This window comes from Microbacterium sp. BH-3-3-3 (genome assembly GCF_001792815.1).
Taxonomy (GTDB): domain Bacteria; phylum Actinomycetota; class Actinomycetes; order Actinomycetales; family Microbacteriaceae; genus Microbacterium.
Genome location: NZ_CP017674.1, coordinates 1,091,363 through 1,114,568, shown reverse-complemented (window position 1 = coordinate 1,114,568; position 23,206 = coordinate 1,091,363). Strand labels below are relative to the sequence as shown.

At 72.5% G+C, this 23,206-nt stretch carries 18 protein-coding genes; 9 read left to right on the top strand and 9 right to left on the bottom strand.

The annotated features are described in order from the left end of the window. Positions 1-282 precede the first annotated feature (282 nt). The 5 genes from BJP65_RS05130 (at position 283) to BJP65_RS05110 (ending at position 7,312) form a co-directional block, all read left to right on the top strand. The gene (locus BJP65_RS05130; RefSeq protein ID WP_258027526.1) at positions 283-1,758 is read left to right on the top strand and encodes an aldehyde dehydrogenase family protein; all 1,476 of its coding nucleotides are present in this window, start codon (positions 283-285) and stop codon (positions 1,756-1,758) included. 205 nt (positions 1,759-1,963) lie between these two features. Next, positions 1,964-3,613, top strand: coding sequence for an amidohydrolase (locus BJP65_RS05125; RefSeq protein WP_070408429.1), 1,650 nt, complete (start codon positions 1,964-1,966; stop codon positions 3,611-3,613). 108 nt (positions 3,614-3,721) lie between these two features. Further along, on the top strand, positions 3,722-4,726 hold the full coding sequence (locus BJP65_RS05120; RefSeq protein WP_070408428.1) for a sugar ABC transporter substrate-binding protein: 1,005 nt from the start codon (positions 3,722-3,724) through the stop codon (positions 4,724-4,726). A gap of 59 nt (positions 4,727-4,785) precedes the next feature. After that, the gene (locus BJP65_RS05115; RefSeq protein ID WP_258027525.1) at positions 4,786-6,282 is read left to right on the top strand and encodes a sugar ABC transporter ATP-binding protein; all 1,497 of its coding nucleotides are present in this window, start codon (positions 4,786-4,788) and stop codon (positions 6,280-6,282) included. Between the two features lie 25 nt (positions 6,283-6,307). Then, positions 6,308-7,312, top strand: coding sequence for an ABC transporter permease (locus BJP65_RS05110; RefSeq protein ID WP_070408427.1), 1,005 nt, complete (start codon positions 6,308-6,310; stop codon positions 7,310-7,312). A gap of 341 nt (positions 7,313-7,653) precedes the next feature. Here BJP65_RS05110 and BJP65_RS05105 read toward each other — a convergent pair whose 3' ends face one another. Further along, complete coding sequence (locus BJP65_RS05105; RefSeq protein WP_070408426.1) at positions 7,654-8,469, bottom strand: molybdenum cofactor biosynthesis F family protein; 816 nt, start codon at positions 8,467-8,469, stop codon at positions 7,654-7,656. Positions 8,470-8,656: 187 nt separating this feature from the next. Further along, positions 8,657-10,138: an APC family permease gene (locus BJP65_RS05100; RefSeq protein ID WP_070408425.1), complete on the bottom strand. Its 1,482-nt coding sequence runs from the start codon at positions 10,136-10,138 to the stop codon at positions 8,657-8,659. 157 nt (positions 10,139-10,295) lie between these two features. On the opposite strand from BJP65_RS05100, the gene BJP65_RS05095 reads away from it, so the two are divergent. Together BJP65_RS05095 and BJP65_RS05090 are read left to right on the top strand one after the other, a co-directional pair. Further along, complete coding sequence (locus BJP65_RS05095) at positions 10,296-11,027, top strand: SDR family NAD(P)-dependent oxidoreductase (RefSeq protein WP_070408424.1); 732 nt, start codon at positions 10,296-10,298, stop codon at positions 11,025-11,027. Between the two features lie 49 nt (positions 11,028-11,076). Further along, positions 11,077-11,880, top strand: coding sequence for an SDR family NAD(P)-dependent oxidoreductase (locus tag BJP65_RS05090; protein ID WP_070408423.1), 804 nt, complete (start codon positions 11,077-11,079; stop codon positions 11,878-11,880). 67 nt (positions 11,881-11,947) lie between these two features. On the opposite strand, the gene BJP65_RS05085 is transcribed toward BJP65_RS05090, so the two are convergent. From BJP65_RS05085 to BJP65_RS05070, 4 genes are all read right to left on the bottom strand, one after another. Beyond that, positions 11,948-12,904, bottom strand: coding sequence for a helix-turn-helix domain-containing protein (locus BJP65_RS05085; RefSeq protein WP_070408422.1), 957 nt, complete (start codon positions 12,902-12,904; stop codon positions 11,948-11,950). Positions 12,905-13,020: 116 nt separating this feature from the next. Continuing rightward, positions 13,021-13,614, bottom strand: a complete 594-nt coding sequence (locus tag BJP65_RS05080) for a TetR/AcrR family transcriptional regulator (protein ID WP_070408421.1) — start codon at positions 13,612-13,614, stop codon at positions 13,021-13,023. Between the two features lie 203 nt (positions 13,615-13,817). Next, a complete protein-coding gene (locus tag BJP65_RS05075) occupies positions 13,818-15,839 on the bottom strand; it encodes a primary-amine oxidase (RefSeq protein WP_219811355.1) in 2,022 nt (673 codons plus the stop codon). 201 nt (positions 15,840-16,040) lie between these two features. Beyond that, positions 16,041-16,745 carry an IclR family transcriptional regulator gene (locus tag BJP65_RS05070; protein ID WP_070408420.1) on the bottom strand — a complete coding sequence of 235 codons (705 nt, stop codon included), beginning with the start codon at positions 16,743-16,745 and terminating at the stop codon, positions 16,041-16,043. 117 nt (positions 16,746-16,862) lie between these two features. Here BJP65_RS05070 and BJP65_RS05065 point away from each other — a divergent pair, with 117 nt between their 5' ends. Together BJP65_RS05065 and BJP65_RS05060 are read left to right on the top strand one after the other, a co-directional pair. Beyond that, positions 16,863-18,722 (top strand): FAD-dependent monooxygenase, encoded by a 1,860-nt coding sequence (locus tag BJP65_RS05065; protein ID WP_070408419.1) that lies wholly within the window; start codon positions 16,863-16,865, stop codon positions 18,720-18,722. A gap of 350 nt (positions 18,723-19,072) precedes the next feature. Continuing rightward, positions 19,073-20,545 (top strand): NAD-dependent succinate-semialdehyde dehydrogenase, encoded by a 1,473-nt coding sequence (locus BJP65_RS05060; protein WP_070408418.1) that lies wholly within the window; start codon positions 19,073-19,075, stop codon positions 20,543-20,545. Positions 20,546-20,794: 249 nt separating this feature from the next. Here BJP65_RS05060 and BJP65_RS05055 read toward each other — a convergent pair whose 3' ends face one another. Genes BJP65_RS05055 through folE form a run of 3 tightly spaced genes read right to left on the bottom strand, consistent with a single transcriptional unit; the run spans position 20,795 to position 23,200 of the window. Further along, positions 20,795-21,805, bottom strand: coding sequence for a LacI family DNA-binding transcriptional regulator (locus BJP65_RS05055; protein WP_083285715.1), 1,011 nt, complete (start codon positions 21,803-21,805; stop codon positions 20,795-20,797). Continuing rightward, entirely contained in the window at positions 21,802-22,596 is a 795-nt protein-coding gene (locus tag BJP65_RS05050) for a creatininase family protein (protein WP_070408416.1), read from the bottom strand. The genes BJP65_RS05055 and BJP65_RS05050 overlap by 4 nt, the downstream gene beginning before the upstream one ends. A gap of 1 nt (position 22,597) precedes the next feature. After that, a complete protein-coding gene (folE, locus tag BJP65_RS05045; protein WP_083285713.1) occupies positions 22,598-23,200 on the bottom strand; it encodes a GTP cyclohydrolase I in 603 nt (200 codons plus the stop codon). Positions 23,201-23,206 lie beyond the last annotated feature (6 nt).

Here is a 23,206-nt window from a genome sequence, read left to right as displayed (position 1 = left end):
GCGACGCACGACCTCGTGCGCCTGACGGGAGTGATCATATACGATCCGCGGGCGCGGGGCGACGGGGGCGTGCATGCGCCTCGCGCGGACGCGTCCCGTGACCCTCCCGCGATGGTCGTGTCCGGTCGCCGCACGTTGCGGGGCGACGGAAGAACGGGCAAGCGGGCGCGCCCGGTCATGGCCCGCGCACGCGCGGACAAGCGCGGTGCGGGCCCGCGGCGGAGGCTGACGGAAGACGGGCCCCTCGCACCACGGCCCGGGACACGAACCGAAGGAGCCGAGATGTCCGACCCCACCCCCGCCCTGGCCGATCCCGAGATCGACGCGGCCGTGCCCGCCTCGGACCCGACGGCCGACGACACCGCCCTGCTCGCGCGCGTGCAGGCTCCCGAGGGCCAGGGGCGGGATATCCCGGATGCCGCCACGCGCGAGGTGATCGGACGAGCCCCGGTGCACACGGTGGCCGATGTCGACGACGCCGTGGCCCGCGCCCGCGCCGCCCAGCCCGGGTGGGACGCCCTCGGACACGAGGAGCGCAGCGGCCTGCTGATGGCCGCAGCCGAGCGCATCGAGGCCCACGCCGAAGAGCTCGCGCGCCTGCTCTCGCGTGAGCAGGGCAAACCGCTCGACGGCCCCAACGCCCGGTTCGAGGTCGGCGCGTGCGCGGCGTGGCTGCGCACCGCCGCGAGCACCGCGCTCGATCCCGAGGTCGTCGTCGACGACGGGCAGCTGTACGCCGAACTCCACTACCGCGCGCTCGGTGTGGTCGCCGCGGTCGGCCCGTGGAACTGGCCCATGATGATCACCGTCTGGCAGATCGCCCCCGCCCTGCGGATGGGCAACTCCGTGGTGGTCAAGCCCAGCGAGTACACGCCGCTGAGCGTGTTGGCGCTGGTCGACGTGATCAACGAGGTGCTGCCCGACGACGTGCTCATCGCCGTCGCGGGCGACCGCGATGCCGGTGCCCGGCTCGTCGCCCACCCCGAGGTGGACAAGGTGATGTTCACGGGCTCGACCGCCACGGGGCGCAAGATCATCGAGAGCTCGGCCGGCAACCTCGCCCGCCTCACGCTCGAGCTCGGCGGCAACGACGCCGGCATCGTGCTGCCCGACGTCGACCCCGCGGCCATCGCCGAGGGGCTGTTCTGGGGAGCCTTCATCAACACCGGTCAGACCTGTGCGGCGCTGAAGCGCCTGTACGTGCACGACGAGGTCTACGACGACGTCGTCGAGGCGCTCGCCGGCTACGCCGCGAACGTGCCGATGGGACGGGGGCTCGACGAGGGGACGGTCCTCGGGCCGCTGCAGAACACGCAGCAGTTCGACATCGTCGCCCGTCTCGTCGACGACGCCCGGGCCGCCGGCGGTCGCATCGTGCTGGGCGGCGAGCCCGCCACCGACCTCGGCGAGCTGTTCTACCGCACGACGATCGTGGCCGACGTGGCCGACGGTGTGGCCCTCGTCGACGAGGAGCAGTTCGGACCCGTCCTGCCCGTCATCCGGTACACCGACGTGGAAGACGCCATCGCCAGCGCGAACGGCCTCGACGTCGGCCTCGGCGCCTCGGTGTGGTCGAGCGACCGCGATGCCGCGCGACGCGTGGCCGCGCGCCTGCAGGCGGGCACCGTGTGGATCAACTCGCACGGCGGGGTGCACCCGCTCATCCCCTTCGGCGGGGTGAAGGGCTCGGGCTACGGTCTCGAGTTCGGCGTCGAAGGGCTCAAGGCCCTGGGCGTGCCGCAAGTCATCAACGGCTGAGCCCCACCCGGGCGGAGTCGGTCCCCGCCCGGTCCCCGGGTTGTGCGTCCTGCGTCAACCCGGGGGCATCCGCGGTCAAGCACAGCGGGCCCGGGGCGCGCAGGATGTACTCACTCGCTCCACCCCGGCACCGTGGCATCCGCCCGCCGGACCCGTTCCACCCTCACCGTCGTCGCCCTCGACGCCGCCGAACACCGGGAGCCTCATGACCGTCGCCGACCTCATCCTGCACGGCGCCGTGGTGCGCACGGCCGATCGCTCCCGCCCGCTCGCCACCGCGCTCGCCGTCGCCCAGGGGCGTCTCATCGCCGTCGGCAGCGACGACGAGGTGCTCGCCACGGCCGGCCCCGACTCCGAGGTGCGCGACCTCGCCGGGGCAACGATCGTGCCGGGACTGGTCGACGTGCACAACCACCACCTCATGGCCGGCGAGGCCGACCTCTTCCAGCTCGCGTTCCCGCCCACCGCGAGCCTCGACGAGGTGCTCGAGGCCGTGCGCACCTGCGCCGCCGGGCTCGGCCCCGACGAGTGGGTCGTGGGCGAGGCGTTCGGCAGCGTCCTGCTCGACGAGTTCTCGCACGCCGAGACCCGCGCGCGCTTCGACGAGGCCGCGGGCGGACGCCCCGTCGTCCTCACCGACGACAGTCACCACAACCGGTTCGCGAACTCCGCGGCGCTCGAGGCCGCCGGCATCCATATCGACACCCCGGATCCCGCGCAGGGGCGCATCGTGCGCGACGCCGAGACGGGCGAGCCGACCGGCCTGCTCATGGAGGCGGCGACTCTCGCCGTCACCGAGGCGCTCGATCGCAACCTCGCACGGACCCCGGAGCGCTACCGCCGGGCGAGCGCCCGGGCGATCGAGATCCTGCACTCCTTCGGCATCACGGCATTCCAGGATGCCGCCGCCACCGTCGAGATCATGGGCGCGCTGCGCGATCTCGACGTCGACGGCGACCTGCACGCCTGGGTGGTGTCGTCGCTGCTGTCGAGCGAGTTCCTCTTCGCGAACACCCCCGTGGGCGACGAACTCGTCGCGCGGCGCGAGGAGTTCCGCACCCCGCATCACCGCCCCGACTTCGTCAAGGTCGCGCTCGACGGCGTTCCGCCCACCTACACGGGCGCGTTCCTCACCCCCTACCTGCCGAGCCCCGATCACGGGCACGCGCACTGCGGCGTGACCACCATGGACCCCGCGCACCTGACCGACTGGCTCACCCGCACCGCGGCGCAGGGACTGGGCGCCAAGATCCACTGCACGGGCGACGCCGCGGTGCGCATCGCGCTCGACGCGATCGCGGCCGTCCGCGCCGGCGGCGACACGACCAGCCGTTACCAGATCGCCCACGGGCAGTTCGTGCACCCCGACGACCGGCAGCGTTTCGTCGACCTCGACGTGTCGGCCGACATCTCGCCCTTCCTCTGGTTCCCGGGGGTCATCCCGGATGCCATCGCGCAGGTGCGTCCTCAGCCCGAGGCCGCTCACCTGCAGCCCAATCGCGACCTCGTCGATCGGGGAGTGCTGGTGGCGGGCGGGTCGGACTGGCCCGTCAGCGTCTCGCCGAACCCGTGGGAGGGGATCCAGGGCCTCGTCACCCGAGCCGACCCGCTCGGGCGCGCGCCCGGCACGCTCTGGCCCGAGCAGGCGCTCACCCTCGCCGAGGCGTTCGAGGTCTTCACCGTCAACGCCGCCACGGCGATGGGCCTCGGGGACGTGACCGGCTCGCTCGTCGTCGGCAAGTCGGCCGACTTCGTCGTCCTCGACCAGGATCCCTTCGCCGTCGAGATCGACCGCGTCGTGCACACGCGCGCGATCGAGACGTGGTTCGCGGGACGCCGGGTGTTCACCGCCTGACCGCGCGCCGCCGCACTCCGCCCCCGGATCCCCGGGGGCGGCATCCAGCAACCCCCGCACCACCCGCACCACAGCAACCGCACACACCCCTGACCCGCAAGGAGCATCATGAAGCGCCGCCTCCGCCTGACCGCGATGGCCTCGGTCGTCATCGCCGGCCTCGCCCTCTCCGCCTGCAGCACCACCGCCGCCGACGACGCCGGATCGGGGCCCAGCGCGGCCCCGTCCGACCGCGGACCGGTCACGAAGATCCTGTTCGACTACCCCTTCACCGCCCTGCCTGTCTACGGCGCCATCGTCAACATCGTCGAGCAGCGCGCGGCCGAGAAGGGCGTGGAGGTCACCTTCACCAACGACGAGATGGACCTGCAGAAGCAGGTCAGCCAGCTCACCTCGAACCTCACCAGCGACGTCGATGCCGTCGTGTCGTTCCCCGTCGACCCCGCGAGCCTGGAGTCGGTCGCGCAGCAGTACCGCGACGGCGGGAAGTACTGGGTGACCTACGGCGGCGACATGACCAATCAGGACGCGACGCTGCAGTTCAGCTTCTACCAGTCGGGGTACGACCTCGGGAAGGATGCCGCGGAGTGGGCCCTGAAGAACGTCGGCCCCGACGCGAAGGTGATCGTGCTCAGCGAGACCGAGCGGCAGATCGGTCAGGAGCGCACGCAGGGCCTGCTCGACGGTCTGAAGGAAGCCGGTCCCGACCTGCAGATCGTCGGCCAGCAGCAGGCCGTCACCCCCGACGACGGTCTGTCGGTCACCACCACGCTGCTCGCGCAGAACCCGGACGTCAACGTCGTCGTCTCGGCGGTCGGTGACGCCGCTCAAGGTGCGTACCAGGCGCTCGTCGCCTCGGGCCGCGCCGAGAACGACGCGAAGACGTACGTCGGCGGGCTCGACCCCAACCTGTTCCTCCTGCAGAAGATGAAGGACGGCAACTTCTTCCGCGCCGCCACCTACTTCTCGCTGAAGGACCTCGTCGACAACGTCATCGACATCCCGATCGCGCTCGGCGAGGGCAAGACGGATGCCAGCGTCGACCTGCCCGTGACCGTCGTCACGGTCGACGATCCCGACCTCTCGAGCTACATCACCGAGCTCGGCGGCTGATCGCCCGGCGGGAGCGGGGTGACCCGCTCCCGCCTCCATCCGACGAGAACGGAGAAGACATGACTGTCACCGTGCGCGGTCTGACGAAGCGGTACGGGGCCACCCTCGCGCTCGACGACGTCACCCTCGACATCCCCGGCGGGCGCATCCACGCGCTGCTCGGACACAACGGCGCGGGCAAGTCCACGCTCATCGCCTGCCTCGGCGGCGGGGTGGCGCCCACCGCCGGCACGATCGAGATCGACGGCACCACCCACGACTCCCTCACCCCGCGCACCTCGATCGCCGCCGGCGTCGCCGTGATCTACCAGCACCTCAGCCTGCTCGAGAACATGACCGTCGCCGAAAACCTCTTCATCGGGCAGGAGCGCACCACCGCGGGGCTCATCCGCCGCGGGGAACAGCGTCGCCTCGCCCGCGAGGCGCTCGACGCCGTGGGCGCCGGGGGCATCGACCCCGACGTGCGGGTGGCGACCCTGCCCATCGGACAGCGCCAGCTGGTCGAGATCGCCAAGGTGGTGCGCCGCGATGCGAAGCTCATCGTCTTCGACGAGCCCACGGCCGCGCTCTCGCGCGCCGAGGCCACCCGTCTGGGTGCGCTCGTGCGCGACCTCGCCGGTCGGGGTATCGCGATCCTGTACGTCACCCACCTGTTGGGCGAGGTGCTCGCGCTCGCCGATGCCGCCACCGTCATGCGCAACGGACGGGCCGTCTGGTCGGCCGAGGGCGCCGGGATCACGCGCGAGACGCTGGTCGCCGCCATCAGCGACGGCCACGGCGCCACGAACGACCGCCCCGCGGCTCCCCGCCAGGGCGAGACGCCGGTGCTCGAGGTGCGCGGACTCACCGCGCCCGGCCTCGGACCGATCGACCTCTCCGTCGCTCCGGGTGAGATCGTCGCCTGCTACGGGCTCGTCGGCTCGGGGCGGACGCGCTTCCTCGGCACCGTGTTCGGGCGCATCCCGCGCACCGGCGGCACGCTCCTGATCGACGGCGTCCCGCGCGAGACCCGCTCCCCGGCGCAGGGTCTTCGTGCCGGCATCGCCCTCGTTCCCGCCGACCGCGCGCGCGAGGGACTGTTCGCCGCCCTCCCCGCCCAGGACAACATCGTGATCGACGCGATGCGCCGGCTCGGATCGTGGGGAATGCGCTCGCTCCCCGCTGAACGCGGGGTGTTCGATCGCATCGCCGACGGGCTCGCCCTGCGCCCCCGCGCGGCGGATCTGCCCGCCGGACGCTTCAGCGGCGGCAATCAGCAGAAGATCCTGCTCGGTCGCTGGGTCAACGACGCCGCCCGCACGCGGGTGATCCTGCTCGACGACCCCACCCAAGGTGTGGATGTCGGCGCCCGCAAAGACATCTACGACGCCGTGAAGGCCCTCGCCGCCGAGAAGGGCGTGGGCGTGATCGTCGCCACCAACGAACCCGAAGAGGTCATCGACCTCGCGCACCGCTGCCTCGTCTTCTCGCGGGGAGCGTGGTCGACGAGCTCGACGTCGCCGAGACCACGGCCGACGGCCTGCTCTCGGCCGTGCACACCGCCCCCACCGCCCTGACCGCCCCCACCGAAGGAATCCGCCCGTGACCGAGAACCGCTTCCTCCGCGCCATCGTCGAGGGCGTCGTGCGCACCCCGCTGCTCGTCGTGCTGATCGTGATGGTCATCGGCGTGCACCTGGCCACCGACTCGTTCTTCGGGTGGCAGAACATCCGCGGCATCCTGCAGGACAGCGCGGTGATCGCCATCGTCGCGATCCCCGTGGCGATGCTGCTCATCGCGGGGTACATCGACCTCTCGGTGGGCTCGAGCCTCGCGCTCGGCGGGGTCGTGGCATCCCTCGTCATGGACAAGGGCGCCGGTCAACCCGCCGTCGCGATCGTGCTCGCGATCCTCGCCGGGGCGGCGGTCGGGCTGGTCAACGCGGTGATCGTCACGGTGCTCGGGCTCAACTCCTTCATCACCACGCTCGGCACGCTCACCGCGGTGCGCGGGGTCGCGCAGCTGATCAGCCCGACCCCGCGCAACAACTTCGGCCCGGAGTTCGGCCTGCTGGGCGTGGGCACCGTCGCGGGTGTGCCGCTGTCGGTGTGGATCGCCGCGGTGCTGCTCATCGTGGCGGGCGTCTTCCTCGCGTTCACCCCGACCGGCCGGCACGTGTATGCGGTCGGCGTGAACCGTCAGGCCGCGTACCTCTCGGGCGTCCCCGTGCGGCGCCTGCCGTTCTCGCTCTTCGTGCTCTCGGGCGCGATGTCGGGCTTCGCCGGAACCATCGTCGTCGCGCGGCTCAACAGCGCCCCCGCCGGGCAGATCGGCGCGGGCTTCGAACTCGTCGTGCTCACCGCGGTGCTGCTCGGGGGCGTGGCCCTGACCGGCGGCGAGGGAACGATCTTCGGCGTCGTGGTGGGCGTGCTCTTCTACGGGGCGCTGAACAACTCGCTCGTGCTGCTGGGCGTCACCACCTTCTGGCAGGCGGTCGCCAGCGGCCTGGCCCTGGTGGCCGCGATCGGGCTCAGCGCCCTCACGCACGTGCTGCGCGTCCGCCTCGCGACCGCTCGGGCGCGCAGGTTGGTGGCGCTGGCCGCCTGACGCTTCCGCTCGCTCGCGAAGGCCGCGCTCCCGAGGGGGCGCGGCTTTCGCGCGTGTGCGGGGTGCCGACGCCGGTTGCCGGGTGACGGGCGGAGGGCGTGGGGAGGGTCCTCGCGGGGGTGGGGTCCTCCGCTGGTCCCTGGCCCTCCGCTCGCCGCGCTGGGGCCGCCGGGGCGTGGCGGGCGGAGGGCGTGGGGTGAAGGGAGGACCCTCGCGGCGGTGGCATCCTCCGCTCGCCCCCGGCCCTCCGCTCGCCACACCGCCCCTCACGCAAACGCCCCCCGCCCGCACGCCGAAGAGCCGCGCCCCCGAAGGGACGCGGCTCTCGAGAGGGACCGGCCTCAGCGCTCCAGTGGACGCGCCGGGTCGTACTCGAGCGGGTGCACGGTGTTCGACAGCAGGCGGCCGTGCGCGCCGAACGTGAAGTGCGTGGCGCCGCTGTTCGACTCGTCGGCGCCGAAGAGCACGCCGTGGGCGCGCAGGGCCTTCTGGTCGCGGTGGTCGGCGATCGTCACCGAGCCGCACGGGATGACCTTCTCGCGCCACGTGAAGACGTAGATGCCCGGACGCACGCGCCACACCGTGTTCTCGTCGGTGTCGGCGAGGCCCTGCTCGGGGCCGGCGAGGCAGTGCCACGAGTACCAGTGCGGCGAGAGGTACACGTGCTCGTACGCGTGCACGGTCGAGTACACCCACAGCACGCGGCGACCGATGAGCTCGTCGGTGGGCGCGGGTGCCTCCCCGTGCGCCTCGAGCTCGGCGATGCGCGCGGGCGTGAAGCTCATCTGCACCGCGGTGCGTCCGGGCTCGGCGCTGCCCAGCGCGCTCACGACCGTCAGCGCGTATCCGCTGCGCAGGTCGAGGATGAGCGTCACGGCGGTGTCGGGGTGCGCGGCGGGCGTGTACTGCGCGTAGTACAGCGCCTCGTCGACCTCGATGACCTCGACGTCGTCGCGGCCGCTCTCGGCCCCCGACTCCCACACCACGGCATCCGCGTCGAACCGGTACGCGGTCTGCGCGCCCCGCTCGTCGACGGTGGTGAACGTGCGGCCCGCGAGGTCGTCGGTGAGCTCGGCCTTGGCGGCGTCGAAGCCGGGAGCGAGCCCGTCGAGGGGCAGCCAGGTGCGGGTGTCGGACAGGTTGAGGGTGTCGGTCATGCGATCTCCTTGCTGGGTGGAAACGGAAGGGGGCGGATGCCGGACCCCGGGCCCGTGCGGGGGTGAGGCCGGGGAGTGCGGCTGGGGCGGGCGAGCGGGGGCGGGGCCCGGCGAGCGGGGGCGGGGCCTGGCGAGCGGGGGTGAGGCCGGCGAGCGGGGCCGGGGTCCCGGCATCCGGGATCGTCGTTCAGAGTCCGGGAACCGGGTCTTTCCCCTGCTCGGCCGGGGCGACGTTGAACGCCTCGAGGTCGTCGGACAAGCCGGAGTAGATCGCGGGCTTGCGGCGGCGCAGGTAGGCGCCGTACCCGATGCCGCCGATGACGGCCGCCACGAGCAGCAGCGGCATCAGGCGGATGGCGGGTTCGCTGGATCCGGCGACGATGTCGAAGTTGACGACGGCCAGGACCACGATGATCGACAGTGCGAGGAAGCCGATGCCCGGCGCGATCAGCGTGCTCCACCAGCGGCGGTCACCGCGACGGCGGAAGAACACGACGATCGACAGCGCGGCCAGCGCCTGCAGCACGATCACGGCGAGCGTGCCGAAGCCGAGCATGGCGGGGACGAGGTTCAGGATCGGGTCGAGGCCCGCGAGGGCGAACAGGCCCGCGACGACGGCGGCGAACGCGGCCTGCACGATCCCGGCGAGCTGCGGAGCACCCGAGGAGCGGGTGCGGGCGAGCGCGAAGGGCAGCACGCGGGCGCGCCCGAGCGCGTAGAGGTAGCGGGTCGCCGAGTTGTGGAAGGCGAGCATGGCGGCGAACAGGCTCACCAGCAGCAGCACCTGCATCACGACCGTCAGCTGCGGGCCGAGGTAGGTGGCCGAGATGCTGAAGATGAGGTCGCCGGTGGCCAGGTGCTCCTGCGCGGTCGCCTGCGCCCGCGCGACCCCCGTGGCGCTGACCATGGCCCAGGTGGTGACTCCGAGGATGACGCCGATCGCGACGATGGCGGTGTAGGTCGCCCGCGGGATGGTCTTGAGCGGGTTGCGCGCCTCTTCGCCGAACAGGGCGGTGGCTTCGAACCCGAGGAACCCGGTCGCCGCGAGCAGCAGGCCGATGGGCAGCGATCCCGAGAACACGGCCTCGGGTGAGAAGGCTCCCAGGTCGTACCCGGTCTGCACGAGCACCGACACGTCGAACACGACGAGCATCAGCACCTCGAGCACCAGGGCGACGCCGAGCACTTTCGACGAGAAGTCGACGCCCGTGCGGGCCAGGACGAAGCACACGACGATCGAGAGCAGGCCCCACACGTACCAGTGCACGTCGAAGCCGGTGAGTCCGGCGATGATCGACTGCATGAAGAAGCCGCTGGTGCCGATCGTGCCCACGACGAAGAAGTTGTAGCCGAGGGTGGCGATGAGCCCCGCGATCAGTCCGCCCGTGCGTCCGAGGCCCTTGACCACGAACGCGTAGAACCCGCCGGCGTTGACGAGCTGCTTCGACATCTGCGCGTACCCCACGGCGAACAGCAGCAGGATGACGGCGATGATCAGGAACGACGCGGGCGTGCCTCCGCCGTTGCCGAGCGCGATCGCGAGAGAGGCGACCACGACGATGCCGGTCAGAGGGGCGACGGCGGCGAGCACGAGGAAGACGATGCCCGCGACCCCCAGGGCGCCGCGCTGCAGCGCCGTGGACGAGCCGGGGGAGGTCGAGTCGGTCATGGCGAATCCTTCGGGTCGGGTTCCGAGCGCACGTCGGCGCCCGTTGCAGCGATCTTGCTCCGCGCTCGCCCGCCCGACTTGACCGCGGGCGAGAGGGCCTGTTGCGTCCGTGCAGGGACGACCTCCGCCTCCCGCCGCCGCGTCCAGGATGGGCCGCATGGACCTGCACTTGACCTCGCGCCGCGCCCTCGTCACGGGAGCCGCCGGCGGAATCGGCCGCGCGGCGGTGCGCGCGCTCGCCGCGGAAGGCGTGCGGGTGGGAGCGGTCGACCTCGACCCGCGCGTGCGCGAGCTCGGGGGTCCGGCCTTCGTCGTCGATCTCGCGGATGCCGACGCGGCCGCCGCCGCGGTCGACGCGTGCGCGCGGGAGCTCGGCGGGATCGACGTGCTCGTGCTGGCCGCCGGGATCTCGGGGCCGGTGGGCACGCCGCTGGGGGAGACGTCGATCGGGGCGTGGGAGCGGGTGTTCGCCGTCAACGTCACGGGCGCCTTCGTGACGCTGCGCGCGGCGCTGCCGTGGCTGCGCGCGTCCGACGCCCCCGCGGTGGTCGTGGTCGCGAGCGACTCGGCCCTCGTCGCGAGCCCCGGCATGGCGCCGTACGGCGCGTCGAAGGCCGCGGTGCTGCAACTGGCCCGTGCCGCCGCCGTCGAGCTGGCGCCCGAGGGGATCCGCGTCAACGCCGTGTGCCCCTCGATCGTCGACACCCCGATGAGCCGGGGCGACCTCGGGATGCCGGACGGCTTCGCCGGCGCGGAGTACCCGGTGCAGACGGCGGCCGAGGTGGCCGACCAGGTCGTGCTTCTGGCATCCCCGCGCCTGCGACCGGTGTCGGCGGCCACCTGGGTGTCGGATTTCGGCGTCAGCGCCCGGTCCGGTTTTCCCGCCTGAGCGGATGAACGAGAGCCCCGTGCGTGCGCACGGGCGGAAAGAGGGACGAATGGATGCGGAATTGCACGGTCAGGTGGCCCTGGTCACCGGGGGAGGCACCGGCATCGGCGAGGCGGTCGCCCGGCGCCTCGCGCGCGCGGGCGCGCACGTCGTCGTGACGGGGCGCCGCCGCGAGCCTCTCGAACGCGTCGCCGCCGAGATCGGCGGTACCGCTGTCGCCGCGGACGCGGCGGACTCCGCGGCCGCCGCCGCCCTCGTCGGCGGCGTCGTGGAGGCGCACGGGCGACTCGACATCGTCGTCGCCAATGCCGGCGGACACGGCTTCGCGACCGTCGCCGACACCGACGACGTGGCGTGGGAGACGGCGCTGCGCGCCAACGTCACCACGGCGTTCGTGATCGTCCGGGCGGCGCTTCCCGCCCTGATCGCGGCGCGGGGGCGGGTGGTGGTGATGTCGTCGATCGCGGGATTGGCGGCGGGCCCCTCGGTGGCCGGCTACACCGTCGGCAAGCACGCGCTGATCGGGCTCACCCGCTCGCTCGCGCGCGACTACGGACGCCACGGCGTACGGGTCAACACCGTCTGCCCCGGGTGGGTGGCCACCCCCATGGCCGATGACGAGATGGACGCCTTCGCCGCGGCGGCGGGCCTCGACGACCGCGCCGCGGCGTACGCCGCCGTCACCGCCGACGTGCCGCTCCGGCGCCCCGCGCAGCCCGACGAGATCGCCGCGGTCGTGCGCTTCCTCGCCTCGCCGGAGTCGTCGTACATCACGGGGGCGACGATCGTGGCGGACGGCGGGGCGCACGTGGTCGACGTGCCCACGATCGCGTTCGATCACGCGGGCATGTGAGGGCTGCTCCGCGCGAGCGTGCGGCTCGCCGGAGCGGGCGACGAGAAGAGGCGGCGACCCGCGCCGATCAGTGCGCGGCGCGGCACTCGCTCGGTGAGAAGCCGAACGCCGACTTGAACGTGCGGCTGAAGTGCGCGGCATCCGGGAACCCCCAGCGCGCGCCGATCGCCGACACCGACTGGTCGGCGAGCAGCGGGTCGGTCAGGTCGCGGCGGCAGCGCTCCAGGCGCCGCGTGCGGATGAGCGCGGCCACCGTCGTCCCCCCGCCCTGGAACAGCGTGTGCAGGTGCCGGGTCGAGATGTAGTGCGCGGCGGCGATCGCCCCGGGCGACAGCTCGGCCGAGGCCAGGTGCGTGTCGATGTGCTCCTCGACGCGGCGCCGGAGGGCGGCGTGCGGATCGCCCGCCGACACGTCGCTGCCCAGCTCGTGGGCGTAGACGGTGGCCAGCAGGTCGAGCGCGGTGTGCACCAGGCGCGATCCCGACGGGCTCGCCACCTGGTCGAGATGCGTGCCCAACTGGGCGAGGAAGGGTGCCACGACCCCGCCGAGGCCCCCGTCGCCGGGCACGCGCACGGCGGTGAGCTGCGCGAGTGCCGACGGCGGCAGGGGCAGCGCGCTGGGCGCGAACATCGTCACGATGGTGCGGAACTCGCCGCTGAAGCACAGCGAGTACGGCCGGGAGGTGTCGTAGACGGCGAAGTCGCCCGGACGCAGGAGCGCCTCGCGGCCGTCCTGGATCAGCAGGCCCGTGCCCGCGAGCATCAGGCTCATCTTCACGGCCGGGCCGTCGGCGCGAGCGATCAGGTCGGGGGTGCGTTCGACCACGTGGGCGGAGGCGGCGACGGTACTGACGTGGATGCCGTCGGCGCAGGCCGCCCGAATTGTGCCGCGGAAGCGGTCGGGGTCGGCGGCGGTGACGTGCAGAGGAACGAAGCTGTCGTCGACGGCCGCGCGGAACGCGGTGAGATCGGCGGCGTGGATGGCGGTGACGCCCGGTTGCGGGCGGGTGGTGGTGATCGACATGGGAGACCTCCTCGTTTCCCTCGACTCCTGAGCTCCCACGTCATTTTTATCCGACGCTTGTAGAGCCAAAGTTTCCCGAATGTTACACCTGGCGACCAATTGTCGCGAGAGAGTCGTCAGCGGAGCATGTCGACGAGGGCATCGACGGTGGCGAGCATGCGCTCTTCGCGCGCCGTCTCGGGGAACAGCACGCCATTGGCCTGCATCCCGTTCACCGCGTGCAGGATCGCATCGCTCACGGCCTGCACGTCGAGCCCCGCGCGGACCTCGCCGCGGTCCTGCGCCTCGGCCACCATCGCGACGAAGGCTTCCTGCCACTGCCGCATGAGGCCGCGGAACATCTCGGCGAGCGCCGGGTCTGCGGCGGCGTACTCGAGGAAGGCGATGACGATGCGCGCCTCGAGGGAGCGCTCCTCGTCGATCGGAGCCGCCTCCAAGAGGAAGGCGCGCAGGGCCGCGAGTCCCACGACGCCGGTGCGGGCGCGCTCCTGCGCGAAGCGCGCCGTGGTCGCGGCGAACACGTGCGCGAACGCGGCGGTGAGGATCGCGCTCTTGTCGGGGAAGTAGTGCGTGACGCTGCCGTTGGCCAGTCCCAGCTCGCGGGCGAGGCCGCGCATGGTCGTGGCCTCGATCCCGCGCTCCGCGATGAGGCGCCAGGTGGCCTGCACGATCTCACGTCGGCGGGCTTCGTGGTCGACGAGTCGGGGCACGGACGTCCTTCTTCTCGGGTCGCCGGGGATCGGCCCATTTTATCCGGCGGGCCCGCGTCGCCTGGCCGCCGCCGCCTCGCGCGGGCATAACCTCCGCGATGCGCGCAATCTCCGTGGCATCCGGGGCCCTGGGGCTGAGGTCGTGCACATCGCGGAGGTCATGCCGGCGCCATCGCGCTCCCCGACGCCGGAACCGCTCTCCGTCAGTGCCCGCAGTGGCAGGCGTCACCCCCGCCGCAGCACCCGTCGCCGCCCGGCGCGTGCGCCTGCGTCGCCTCGGGCAGGTCGAGCGCGGGGTTGCGGTCGAGGAAGCCGTAGGGCTTCAACCAGAACCCGGCGTAGTCGACCGGCATGATCGGCCAGTCCTCGGGCCTCGGCACGTGCGTGAGGCCGAAGGTGTGCCAGAGCACGAGGTCTGCGCCGTCGATCGAGCGGTCGTCGGCGGTGTACGCCGGAAGCCCCGCGCCTCCGGCGTGGGCGTTGGGGTAGCGACCGGCGGGCCAGCGCTCCTCGGGGTCGTACGCGGTGCCCCAGAGATGCTTGGTGGCGAAGGCGGCGCGGGCGGCGACGGTCGAGGCCGGATCCGCCATGAGCAGCGCCGTCGGCTCGGGGATGAGGTGATAGGCGGTCGGCTTTCCGACGTGATTGGCGCGGCTGGTCGACTGCACCTCCCAGACCCGGGCGACCGAGGTGTCGGCCTCGCGCTGCGCCTCGTGCTCGGTGCGAAGCGGCGTGTGCGACCAGGTGAAGGCGTTGCCGAAGGGGTTGTCGTCGCCCATCGGAATGCGCACGGCATCCACTTCGAACAGCCGGTTCTCGTCGCCGTCGATCGCCATGTCGAGGCGCGCCGAGAACAGGTGCTGGTGCACGGGGGCGAAGACGCCGGGGGCGATCTCGGGGGCGTGGCGGTTGGTCGAGCCGGGCTCCCCGCCGCCGACGAACACGATGCCGGTGGCCTTGGCCTCGACCTGGATCGAGCCGTCGAGGTAGAAGTACCAGAAGAAGCCGTAGTCGTAGTTGCCGATGGTGGCGAAGTACGACACCACCAGGCGGCGCGAGCGGCGCACGTGCGAGCCGACCGGGCCGGGCTCGGTGTGCTTCCACAGCACGCCATAGTCCTCCTCGTGCATGCACACCGCGTTCGGGATGCGCATCGCGTGCCCGTGGTCGTCGGCGACGTGCCCGTCGAAGTAGTGGATGACGCCGAGGCAGTCGCATCCGAGCTCGAGGTGGTTCGCGTTCTTGCCGAGCAGGTACTCGCCGGCGTCGAAGTAGCTGATCCAGAAGCGCGTGTTGCTGGTGTCGCCGTAGGGGACGACCATCTCGGGCACGCTCGCGCGCGAGAGCACCGGGCGGTCGTCGAAGCGCACGTCGTGCAGCACGAGACCCTCGCGGGCGTTGAAGTCGACGCGCAGCGACCAGTTCTCCCACTGCACGTGCGAGCCCGACACGTGGAAGCTGGGCCCCTCGGGCTGTGTGATCTCGATCGGTTTCAGCGTCTCGCGGGCGGGGCCGGTGGCCTGCGGGTCGTAGCGGCCGCTGCCCGCGGGAACGGGCACGTCGCCCTCGTCCTCGATCCCGATCACGCGGTTCGCGGTGAGGTCGATGTGCACGATGAGACCCTCGACGGGGTGCGCCCAGGCGATGTCGTCGTCGCTGTCGCGCAGGAAGGTCAGTGACCGGATGACGCGGCGTCCGACCTCGTTCTCGCGCCCGACGAAGCCGGGAGCGAGCGGTGTGCAGAACGCCAGGTCGATGCGGTCGGCCAGGCCCCGTCGCTGCATCGCGGCCCGCCACTCGGGCGAGGCCTTGACGAGCTCGGCGGCCCGCTCGTACTCCTCGAACAGGTACTGCGGCTGACCGTAGGGAGGGGCGTCGGCGGCGTACCGGCGGCTGCTCACCACCTCGCCCGCGGTGATCGCCACTATCGCCTCGGTCACCTCTCCGGTCGCGGTGTCGAGCAGGGTCACGTCGGCGCGACGGTCGAGGGGGTCTCCCGGATGCCAGGTCGCCACGGCCTTCTTGTCGGGTTCGGCCGGCAGCAGCATCGGCACGCGCACGCTCTCGCCGAGCAGCCCCGCCGCGACGAGGACGTCGCGGGCGCGCTCGATCTCTTCGGCGCTCAGCGGATCGAGGGGATGCGTCGCCGGCGGGGTGTCGCCCGCGGTCTCGAGGTCGGGGTTCTCCATCGCCTGGTCGGGGACGGCGTGGGCGTGTTCGTGCATGGTGTGGCCTCCGGCATCCACTCTCACCCGGCGCGCGCGGTGGGGCGTTGTCTGCCCGTGCACACCGGATGCCTGAGCGTGCGCTTCCGTGCCGGGGTCGCCGGCCCTGGGGAGGGAACAACGACGCCGACCCGTGACATCGCGTGCGATCCCGCTCGGCCCGCTCGCCCGGCCGCGCGCGGCCTCGGGTGTCGGGCTGAACTAAAGCGCCGAGCGGATCGCGTCGGCCGCGGCCGTCAGCCGCGCCGCGATCGCCGCGTCGTCGAGGTCGGTCGCCACGTGCACGGCGGCGACGGCGGCGGGCTCGCGCCCCTGCACGGCGAGGGGCACCGCGACGGCGCGGAACGTGGGGATCACCTCGTCGTGACTCGTCGCCCAGCCGCGCTCCGCGGCGTCGGCCACCTCCGACGCGAGCCGCGCGTCGACGTCGTCGGGCCACCGGCGCGGGGGGAGCTGCGCGAGGATCGCGCGGCCGGGGGCGCCCCGGGTGACCGGATGCCGCGACCCGGGCCGCTGCGCCACGGCGGTGACCGTGTGCCGCGGCTCGACGCTGACGAGGGTCACGCATTCGTCGTGGTCGAGCACGACGAGGAAGCACGTCATGCCCAGGTCGTTCGCCGCGGCGGTGAGTTCGGGCAGGGCCTCGGCCTGCAGGTCGGCGGCGACGCCCGCGGCGAGGGCGGCCAGGCCCGTTCCCAGGCGCACCGCGCCCGCGGCATCCCGAGAGACGAGCCCGTGGTCTTCGAGCGTGCGCAGCAGCCGGTACGTCACCGAGCGGTGCAGATCGACGCGCTCCGCGAGCTCGTCGATGGTGAGGGGGCTCCGAGCATCGGCGAGCTCTTCGAGCAGGCGGATGCCGCGACTCAGAGTCTGCGAGGCGGGGGAGGAGTCTTGCCGTGGGGGCATGGAGCGGCTAACCTCTCGTTCGATAGCAGAACGCTGCGTTCGAATATAGAACACAGATGGATCTGCCCGCAAGCATCGCGAGGTCGCGGTGCCCCCGACACCGACGTCAGGAGTCTCATGCAGTTCCACCACCACGGTTACGTCTCGGGCGACCCGCGCGTGCAGAACGCCACCGGCACGGGCCTCGACCGCCCGGCGGAGCTCCCCGACGAGGTCGACGTGCTCATCGTCGGCTCGGGTCCCGCCGGCATGCTGCTCGCGGCCCAGATGTCGCAGTTCCCCCAGGTCACGACGCGCCTCATCGAGAAGCGCGAGGGGCGCCTGCCGCTCGGCCAGGCCGACGGCATCCAACCCCGCAGCGTCGAGACGTTCCAGGCGTTCGGCTTCGCCGACCGCATCACCGCCGAGGCGTACAACATCGGCTGGATGAACTTCTGGGCGCCCGACCCCGAGGACCCCGACCGGATCGTGCGCACGACCCGCACCGAGGACTACGGGCTCAAGATCAGCGAGTTCCCCCACCTCATCGTCAACCAGGCGCGCGTGCTCGACTACTTCGCCGAGGCCGCCGCCCAGGGCCCCGCGCGCATCGCGCCCGACTACGGCGTGGAGTTCGTCGGCCTCACGGTCGGCGAGGGCGCGTACCCGGTCGAGGTCACGGTGCGAGACGCCACGGGGGAGCGCACCATCCACGCCAAGTACGTCGCCGGGTGCGACGGTGCCCGCAGCGGCGTGCGCCAGGCCATCGGCCGTCCGCACGTGGGCGCGGCGGCGAAGCACGCCTGGGGCGTCATGGACGTGCTGGTCGAGACCGACTTCCCCGACTGGCGCATCAAGTGCGCGATCAACGCCGCCGCGGGCAACATCCTGCACATCCCGCGCGAGGGCGGATACCTCAGCCGCATGTACATCGACCTCGGCGAGGTCGCCGCCGACGACGACCACCGGGTGCGCCAGACGCCGATCGACGAGGTGATCGCGCGGGCGAACGCCATCCTGCACCCGTACACGATCGACGTGAAACAGGTCGCGTGGAGCAGCGTCTACGAGGTGGGGCACCGGGTGACCGACCGCTTCGTCGACGATGCCGAGAGCCCCCGCGTCTTCCTCACCGGCGACGCCTGTCACACGCACAGCGCCAAGGCGGGACAGGGGATGAACGTCTCGATGCAGGACGGCTTCAACCTCGGCTGGAAGCTCGGGCACGTGCTCACCGGCCTCGCTCCCGCGGAACTGCTGCGCACGTACAACGACGAGCGGCACCCCGTCGCCCAGCAGCTCATCGACTTCGACCGCGAGTGGTCCTCGCTCATGGCGCGCAAGCCCGGCGAGATCACCGACCCCGACGAGCTCGCGACCTACTACCTGGCGACGGCGGAGTTCCCCTCCGGTTTCGGCACGCGCTACGCCCCCTCGCGGATCGTCGCGTCCGAGGCGGCCGAGCAGCTGGCATCCGGATTCCCCGTCGGCAGGCGCTTCCACAGCGTCGAGGTCGTGCGGGTGTGCGACGGCAACGCCGTGCACCTCGGGCACCACGCGCGCGCCGACGGGCGGTGGCGCATCTACGCCTTCGCGGATGCCGACGGCTCGGCGCTGCGCGACTGGGCCGAGGCCGCGCGCCCGATCGTGGAGCGCTTCACCCCCGACGGCGCCGACCTCGACGCGGTGTTCGACGTGAAGGTCGTCTACCCCGGCCGCTGGGAGGACGTGACCGAGGTGCCCTCGCTGTTCCGCCCGCAGTCCGGGCCGCTGGGCCTGACCGACCTCGAGAAGGTGTTCGCCGCCGCGCCGTCGGCGTGGACGAGCGCCGACATCTTCGCCGAGCGGGGAATCGGGGCCGAGGGAGCCGTGGTGCTCGTGCGCCCCGACCAGTACGTGGCGCACGTGCTGCCGCTGTCGGCGCCCGAGAGCCTGGAGCGGTTCCTCGAGCGGGCGCTCCTGTCGTCGGGCCCCGCGTCTGCACCCCCTCTCGCATAAACGCCGTTCCTGCGCGTAAACGCGTCGGCTGAGCGTTTCTGCGCACGAATGGCGTTTATGCGTGGCGGCCGGCGTCGCGGCCCGTGCCGCTCACGGCGCCGAACGCGGGAGCCGGTGCCCGTGCCCGCGCCGCTCCCGGCGCGAAACGCCGGGGCCGGCGCCGCGGCCCGCTCCCGGCGCCGAACGCACCGGAGCCGCACCTCCCCGGCGGTGGTCGGCGGCCCACCGCCCGACGGCACCGAGCCTCCACCGCGGCCATGGCAACACCCCGTTTGTACACGACGTATATCGGCCCCGACCCGCGGGCTGAGCAGAATGGCGGGGAACCCCGCCCCGATCCAGGAGGACCCATGACCGATTCACGCGAGAGCGAGCTGCTGGCATCCGTACCCACCGGTCTGCTGATCGGCGGCGAATGGCGCGCGGCCACCGGCGGCGAGACCGTCGCCGTGAACGACCCCGCCACGGGCGAGGTTATCCGCGAGATCGCCGACGCCACCGTCGACGACGGGATCGCGGCGATGGATGCCGCGGCCGACGCCTTCCCGTCCTGGGCGGCGACCCCCGCGCGCGAGCGGGCCGAGATCCTGCGCCGCGCCTTCGACCTGCTGCAGGAGCGCAAGGAGGACATCGCGCTGCTGATGACGCTCGAGATGGGCAAGCCCCTCGCCGAGGCGCGCGGCGAGGTTGCCTACGGCGGGGAGTTCCTGCGCTGGTTCAGCGAGGTCACCGCGCACACGCAGGGCCGCTACGGCGCCAACCCCGAGGGCACCGGCCGCATGATCGTGTCGCAGCACCCCGTGGGCCCCTGCTACCTGATCACCCCCTGGAACTTCCCCCTCGCGATGGCGACCCGCAAGATCGCGCCCGCGCTCGCCGCCGGCTGCACGGTCGTCATCAAGCCGGCGACCCTCACGCCGCTCACGACGCTCTTCTTCGCGCAGATCCTGCAGGATGCCGGACTGCCGGCGGGCGTGGTCAACGTGATCACCACGACGAACACCGGCCCGGTCTCGGAGCGCATCATCTCGGACCCGCGCCTGCGCAAGCTCTCGTTCACCGGCTCCACGCCCGTCGGAGTGAAGCTGCTGCAGCAGGCTGCTCCCGGTGTGCTCCGCACCTCGATGGAGCTCGGCGGCAACGCGCCCTTCGTCGTCTTCGACGACGCCGACCTCGACAAGGCGGTCGAGGGGGCGATGCTCGCGAAGTTCCGCAACATCGGTCAGGCGTGCACGGCCGCCAACCGCTTCATCGTGCAGCGCAGCGTGGTCGAGGAGTTCTCGCGCCGCGTGACCGAGCGCGTGCAGGGCCTCACGATCGGCCGCGGCACCGACGAGGGAGTGCAGATCGGACCCCTGATCGACGACCGCGCCGTCGACAAGGCGCGCACCCTGGTGGGCGATGCCGTCGAGCGCGGCGCCACGGTCACCACGGGCGGGTCGCCCATCGACGGCCCCGGCACGTTCTTCGAGCCCACCGTGGTCACCGACGTGCAGCCGGGCAGCGACATCCTGCGCGAGGAGATCTTCGGCCCCGTGCTCGCGATCGTCCCCTTCGACGACGAGGACGACGCGGTGCGCATCGCCAACGACACCGAGTACGGCCTCGTCTCGTACGTCTTCACCGAGTCGCTCGCGCGCGGCCAGCGCATGATCGACCGCCTCGAGACCGGGATGATGGGCCTCAACGTCGGCGTCGTCTCCAACGCCGCCGCCCCCTTCGGCGGGTGGAAGCAGTCGGGCCTCGGCCGCGAGGGCGGCGACGAGGGCATCCACGAGTACCTGCAGACGAAGTACACGCTGACGGCGAACCCCTACGCCTGATCGGCCGAGCCGAGAACCCCGGATGCCACGACCCGGCGCCCCGTGAGGGCCGGGGTCGTGGCATCCGTCGTCCTGCCCATCTCCGACGCGGGCCGAACTCCTGAGTTTCTGTCGGCGCCGGCCGGGCGGGCCAGTCGTGGGCGCGTTGTGCGGCGGGCGGGCGTCGATTTCTCAGGAGTCCGGCCCGGGCCGTCGCCGACGGACTGTGGCCGCCCGACGCGCCCGACCGGTCCGGTGCGCCCGCCGCGGTCAGCGCGAGCGACGGCGCGTCGACTCGCCCGGCACGAGCTCGACGGGGATCACCGCGCGGTCGCCCTCGCCACCCGACATGAGGGTGTCCAAGATGTCCATCGCGCGCGCGGCGATCTTGCCCCAGTCCTGGCGGACCGTCGTGATGGTGGGCGAGATCTGCTGGGTCCAGCCCACGCCGTCGAAGCCGCAGAGCAGCAGATCGTCGGGCACCGATCGCCCCTCCTGCAGGGCGCGGAAGAAGGCGCCCACGGCGTGCAGGTCGCTGACGGCGAAGACGGCATCGACGTCGGCGTCGGTCTCGAGCAGCTCGGCCATCGCGCTCTGCCCCCCGTCCATGCCGTAGCTTTCGCCGATGATCAGCACGTCGTCGGCGGCGAAGCCGCGGTCGGCCAGCCCGGCGAGGAAGCCTTCGCGGCGCTCCTTGGTCGAGGGGAGATAGCCCTCGCCGCCGAGCATCGCGAAGCGCGTGCCGCCAGCATCCACGAGGTGGTGGGCGGCGGCCCGGCCTCCGCCGAAGTTGTCGGAGCGCACCCACCCGCCGATGAGTGCGGAGTCGGCCGGTTCGTCGCACGCCACGATCGGCACGGGACTCGCCTGCAACCGGTGTACTCCCGAGCGCGGCGGCCTCGAGGGCGACAGCAGCACGCCGTCGGTGCTGCGCACGAGGTTCTCGAGGGCGTCGAGCTCGATGTCGGGCTGGTAGTCCGACCCCGCCAGCACGAGCGCCCAGTCGCGTCGGGCCCCTTCGCGCTCGAACGCGTGGGCGAGTTCGGCATAGGCCGGATGCCGCACGTCGGGCAGCACGATGCCCACGGTCGTGCGGTCGGTGCGGCGGCGTGTCGATGCCCGGGGGTATCCGACCCGCTGTGCCGCTTCGAGCACGCGATCGCGCAGTTTCGGGCTCACGCCGCGATTGCCGGTGAGGGCGTTGCTCGCGGTCGCGAGGCTGACCTTCGCCGCCGTGGCCACTTCTTGGAGGGTCGGCGTCCGGCCTGGACCGTCGGTCATTCGGCATCCCCCCGCCGAGAGTGTATCCACTCCGGCGGGAGGGGATGCTCAGCGACGGCCCGCACGATCTCGGCCAGTGCCGTCGTCTGCGCGGCGAAGGCGCGCTCGCCCCACGCGGCGCTTGCGGTGGTGGGATCCCCGATCACACCCGAGGGGGAGAGGTCGTCGACGTGCCACGGCACGCTGACCGTCCCGAAGGGGCGGGTGAGCGAGGTTGCCACGGCCTTCACCTCAGCGACACCTCCGGCGCGGGCCGCGGTCATCTCCACCGCGGCGGGATCGAGCGCGAGCATCACACTGGTCTCGTAGTGCCCCGCGTGGGCGTCGAGGGCACCCGTGGTCACGCCCTCGGCCAGCTCCGGAGGCAGCGCCAGGCCGGGCACGTGCACCGCGAACGCCGCGAGCCCCTGCTGCTCGCGCAGCTGCCGGCACGCGACGTGCAGCAGTTCGGGATTGCCCCCGTGTCCGTTGACGAACAGCAGACGACGGATGCCGCTGGCGGCGACGCCCCGACCGATGTCGGCGGTCAGGGCGAGCAGTGTCGAGGCGCTGAGGCCGACGGTACCGGGCCGTCCCGCGTGCTCGGGGGAGAAGCCGTAGGCCAGCGCCGGCAGGACCCAGGTGGCGACGTCCCGCGAGACGCGCGCGGACGCCGCCGCGGCGAAGGCCGCCGCGATCGTGGTGTCGGTGGTCACCGGCAGGTGCGGCCCGTGCTGCTCGGTCGCCCCGACGGGTACGAGGGCCACGCCGTCGCGTGCCGCCGTGCGGGAGACCTCCGTCGAACTCGTCATGTCAGCGCAGTCCGAGCAGCGTCCGTGCTTCGGCGCGGGCGGCGGCATCGGTTTCGTACACGCCCCGGCCGGCCAGCGAGAACGCCGTCGCCCCGACCGTGCGCTCCCCGCGTGCCCACATGCAGGCGTGCTGCGCGGTCAGACGCACCAGCACGCCCTTCGCGTCGAGCGTGTCGGAGACGACCTGGGCGATCTGATCGGCCAGGCGCTCCTGCATCTGGGGGCGCGCGGCGAGGACGCGCAGCATGGCGTCGAAGTCGCCGATGCCCGCCAGCGACCGGTCGGGCAGGTAGACCACCGACACGACCCCCTGGAACGGCAGCAGGTGGTGCTCGCACATCGAGGAGTAGGGGATGTCGTGCACGGCGACGGCGCCCGGGTAGACACCCTCGATGGGTTCCCCGCCGCCGAGGGCGCGGTGCGGATCGCCGTCCATTCCCGAGAACAGGTCGAGGCCGGCGTGCGCGACCCGGCGGGGCGTGTCGACGAGCGTCGGGTGCTCGGTGTCGAGACCGATCGCGCGCATGTACATGCGGATGCCTTCTTCGGCGGCCTCCAGGTCGGGGGCGAGGTGGGTGGTGGCGACGGCGGTGAGATCGGTCATGGGAGT

What these genes read in the sequence shown, in the direction of transcription:
- folE (WP_083285713.1), bottom strand. Translation starts at nt 23,200, where the DNA reads ATGACCGATCTCACCGCCGTCGCCACCACCCACCTCGCCCCCGACCTG.
- BJP65_RS05090 (WP_070408423.1), top strand. Translation starts at nt 11,077, where the DNA reads ATGGATGCGGAATTGCACGGTCAGGTGGCCCTGGTCACCGGGGGAGGC.
- BJP65_RS05055 (WP_083285715.1), bottom strand. Translation starts at nt 21,805, where the DNA reads ATGACCGACGGTCCAGGCCGGACGCCGACCCTCCAAGAAGTGGCCACG.
- BJP65_RS05130 (WP_258027526.1), top strand. Translation starts at nt 283, where the DNA reads ATGTCCGACCCCACCCCCGCCCTGGCCGATCCCGAGATCGACGCGGCC.
- BJP65_RS05050 (WP_070408416.1), bottom strand. Translation starts at nt 22,596, where the DNA reads ATGACGAGTTCGACGGAGGTCTCCCGCACGGCGGCACGCGACGGCGTG.
- BJP65_RS05120 (WP_070408428.1), top strand. Translation starts at nt 3,722, where the DNA reads ATGAAGCGCCGCCTCCGCCTGACCGCGATGGCCTCGGTCGTCATCGCC.
- BJP65_RS05125 (WP_070408429.1), top strand. Translation starts at nt 1,964, where the DNA reads ATGACCGTCGCCGACCTCATCCTGCACGGCGCCGTGGTGCGCACGGCC.
- BJP65_RS05065 (WP_070408419.1), top strand. Translation starts at nt 16,863, where the DNA reads ATGCAGTTCCACCACCACGGTTACGTCTCGGGCGACCCGCGCGTGCAG.
- BJP65_RS05115 (WP_258027525.1), top strand. Translation starts at nt 4,786, where the DNA reads ATGACTGTCACCGTGCGCGGTCTGACGAAGCGGTACGGGGCCACCCTC.
- BJP65_RS05085 (WP_070408422.1), bottom strand. Translation starts at nt 12,904, where the DNA reads ATGTCGATCACCACCACCCGCCCGCAACCGGGCGTCACCGCCATCCAC.
- BJP65_RS05095 (WP_070408424.1), top strand. Translation starts at nt 10,296, where the DNA reads ATGGACCTGCACTTGACCTCGCGCCGCGCCCTCGTCACGGGAGCCGCC.
- BJP65_RS05060 (WP_070408418.1), top strand. Translation starts at nt 19,073, where the DNA reads ATGACCGATTCACGCGAGAGCGAGCTGCTGGCATCCGTACCCACCGGT.
- BJP65_RS05070 (WP_070408420.1), bottom strand. Translation starts at nt 16,745, where the DNA reads ATGCCCCCACGGCAAGACTCCTCCCCCGCCTCGCAGACTCTGAGTCGC.
- BJP65_RS05075 (WP_219811355.1), bottom strand. Translation starts at nt 15,839, where the DNA reads ATGCACGAACACGCCCACGCCGTCCCCGACCAGGCGATGGAGAACCCC.
- BJP65_RS05105 (WP_070408426.1), bottom strand. Translation starts at nt 8,469, where the DNA reads ATGACCGACACCCTCAACCTGTCCGACACCCGCACCTGGCTGCCCCTC.
- BJP65_RS05100 (WP_070408425.1), bottom strand. Translation starts at nt 10,138, where the DNA reads ATGACCGACTCGACCTCCCCCGGCTCGTCCACGGCGCTGCAGCGCGGC.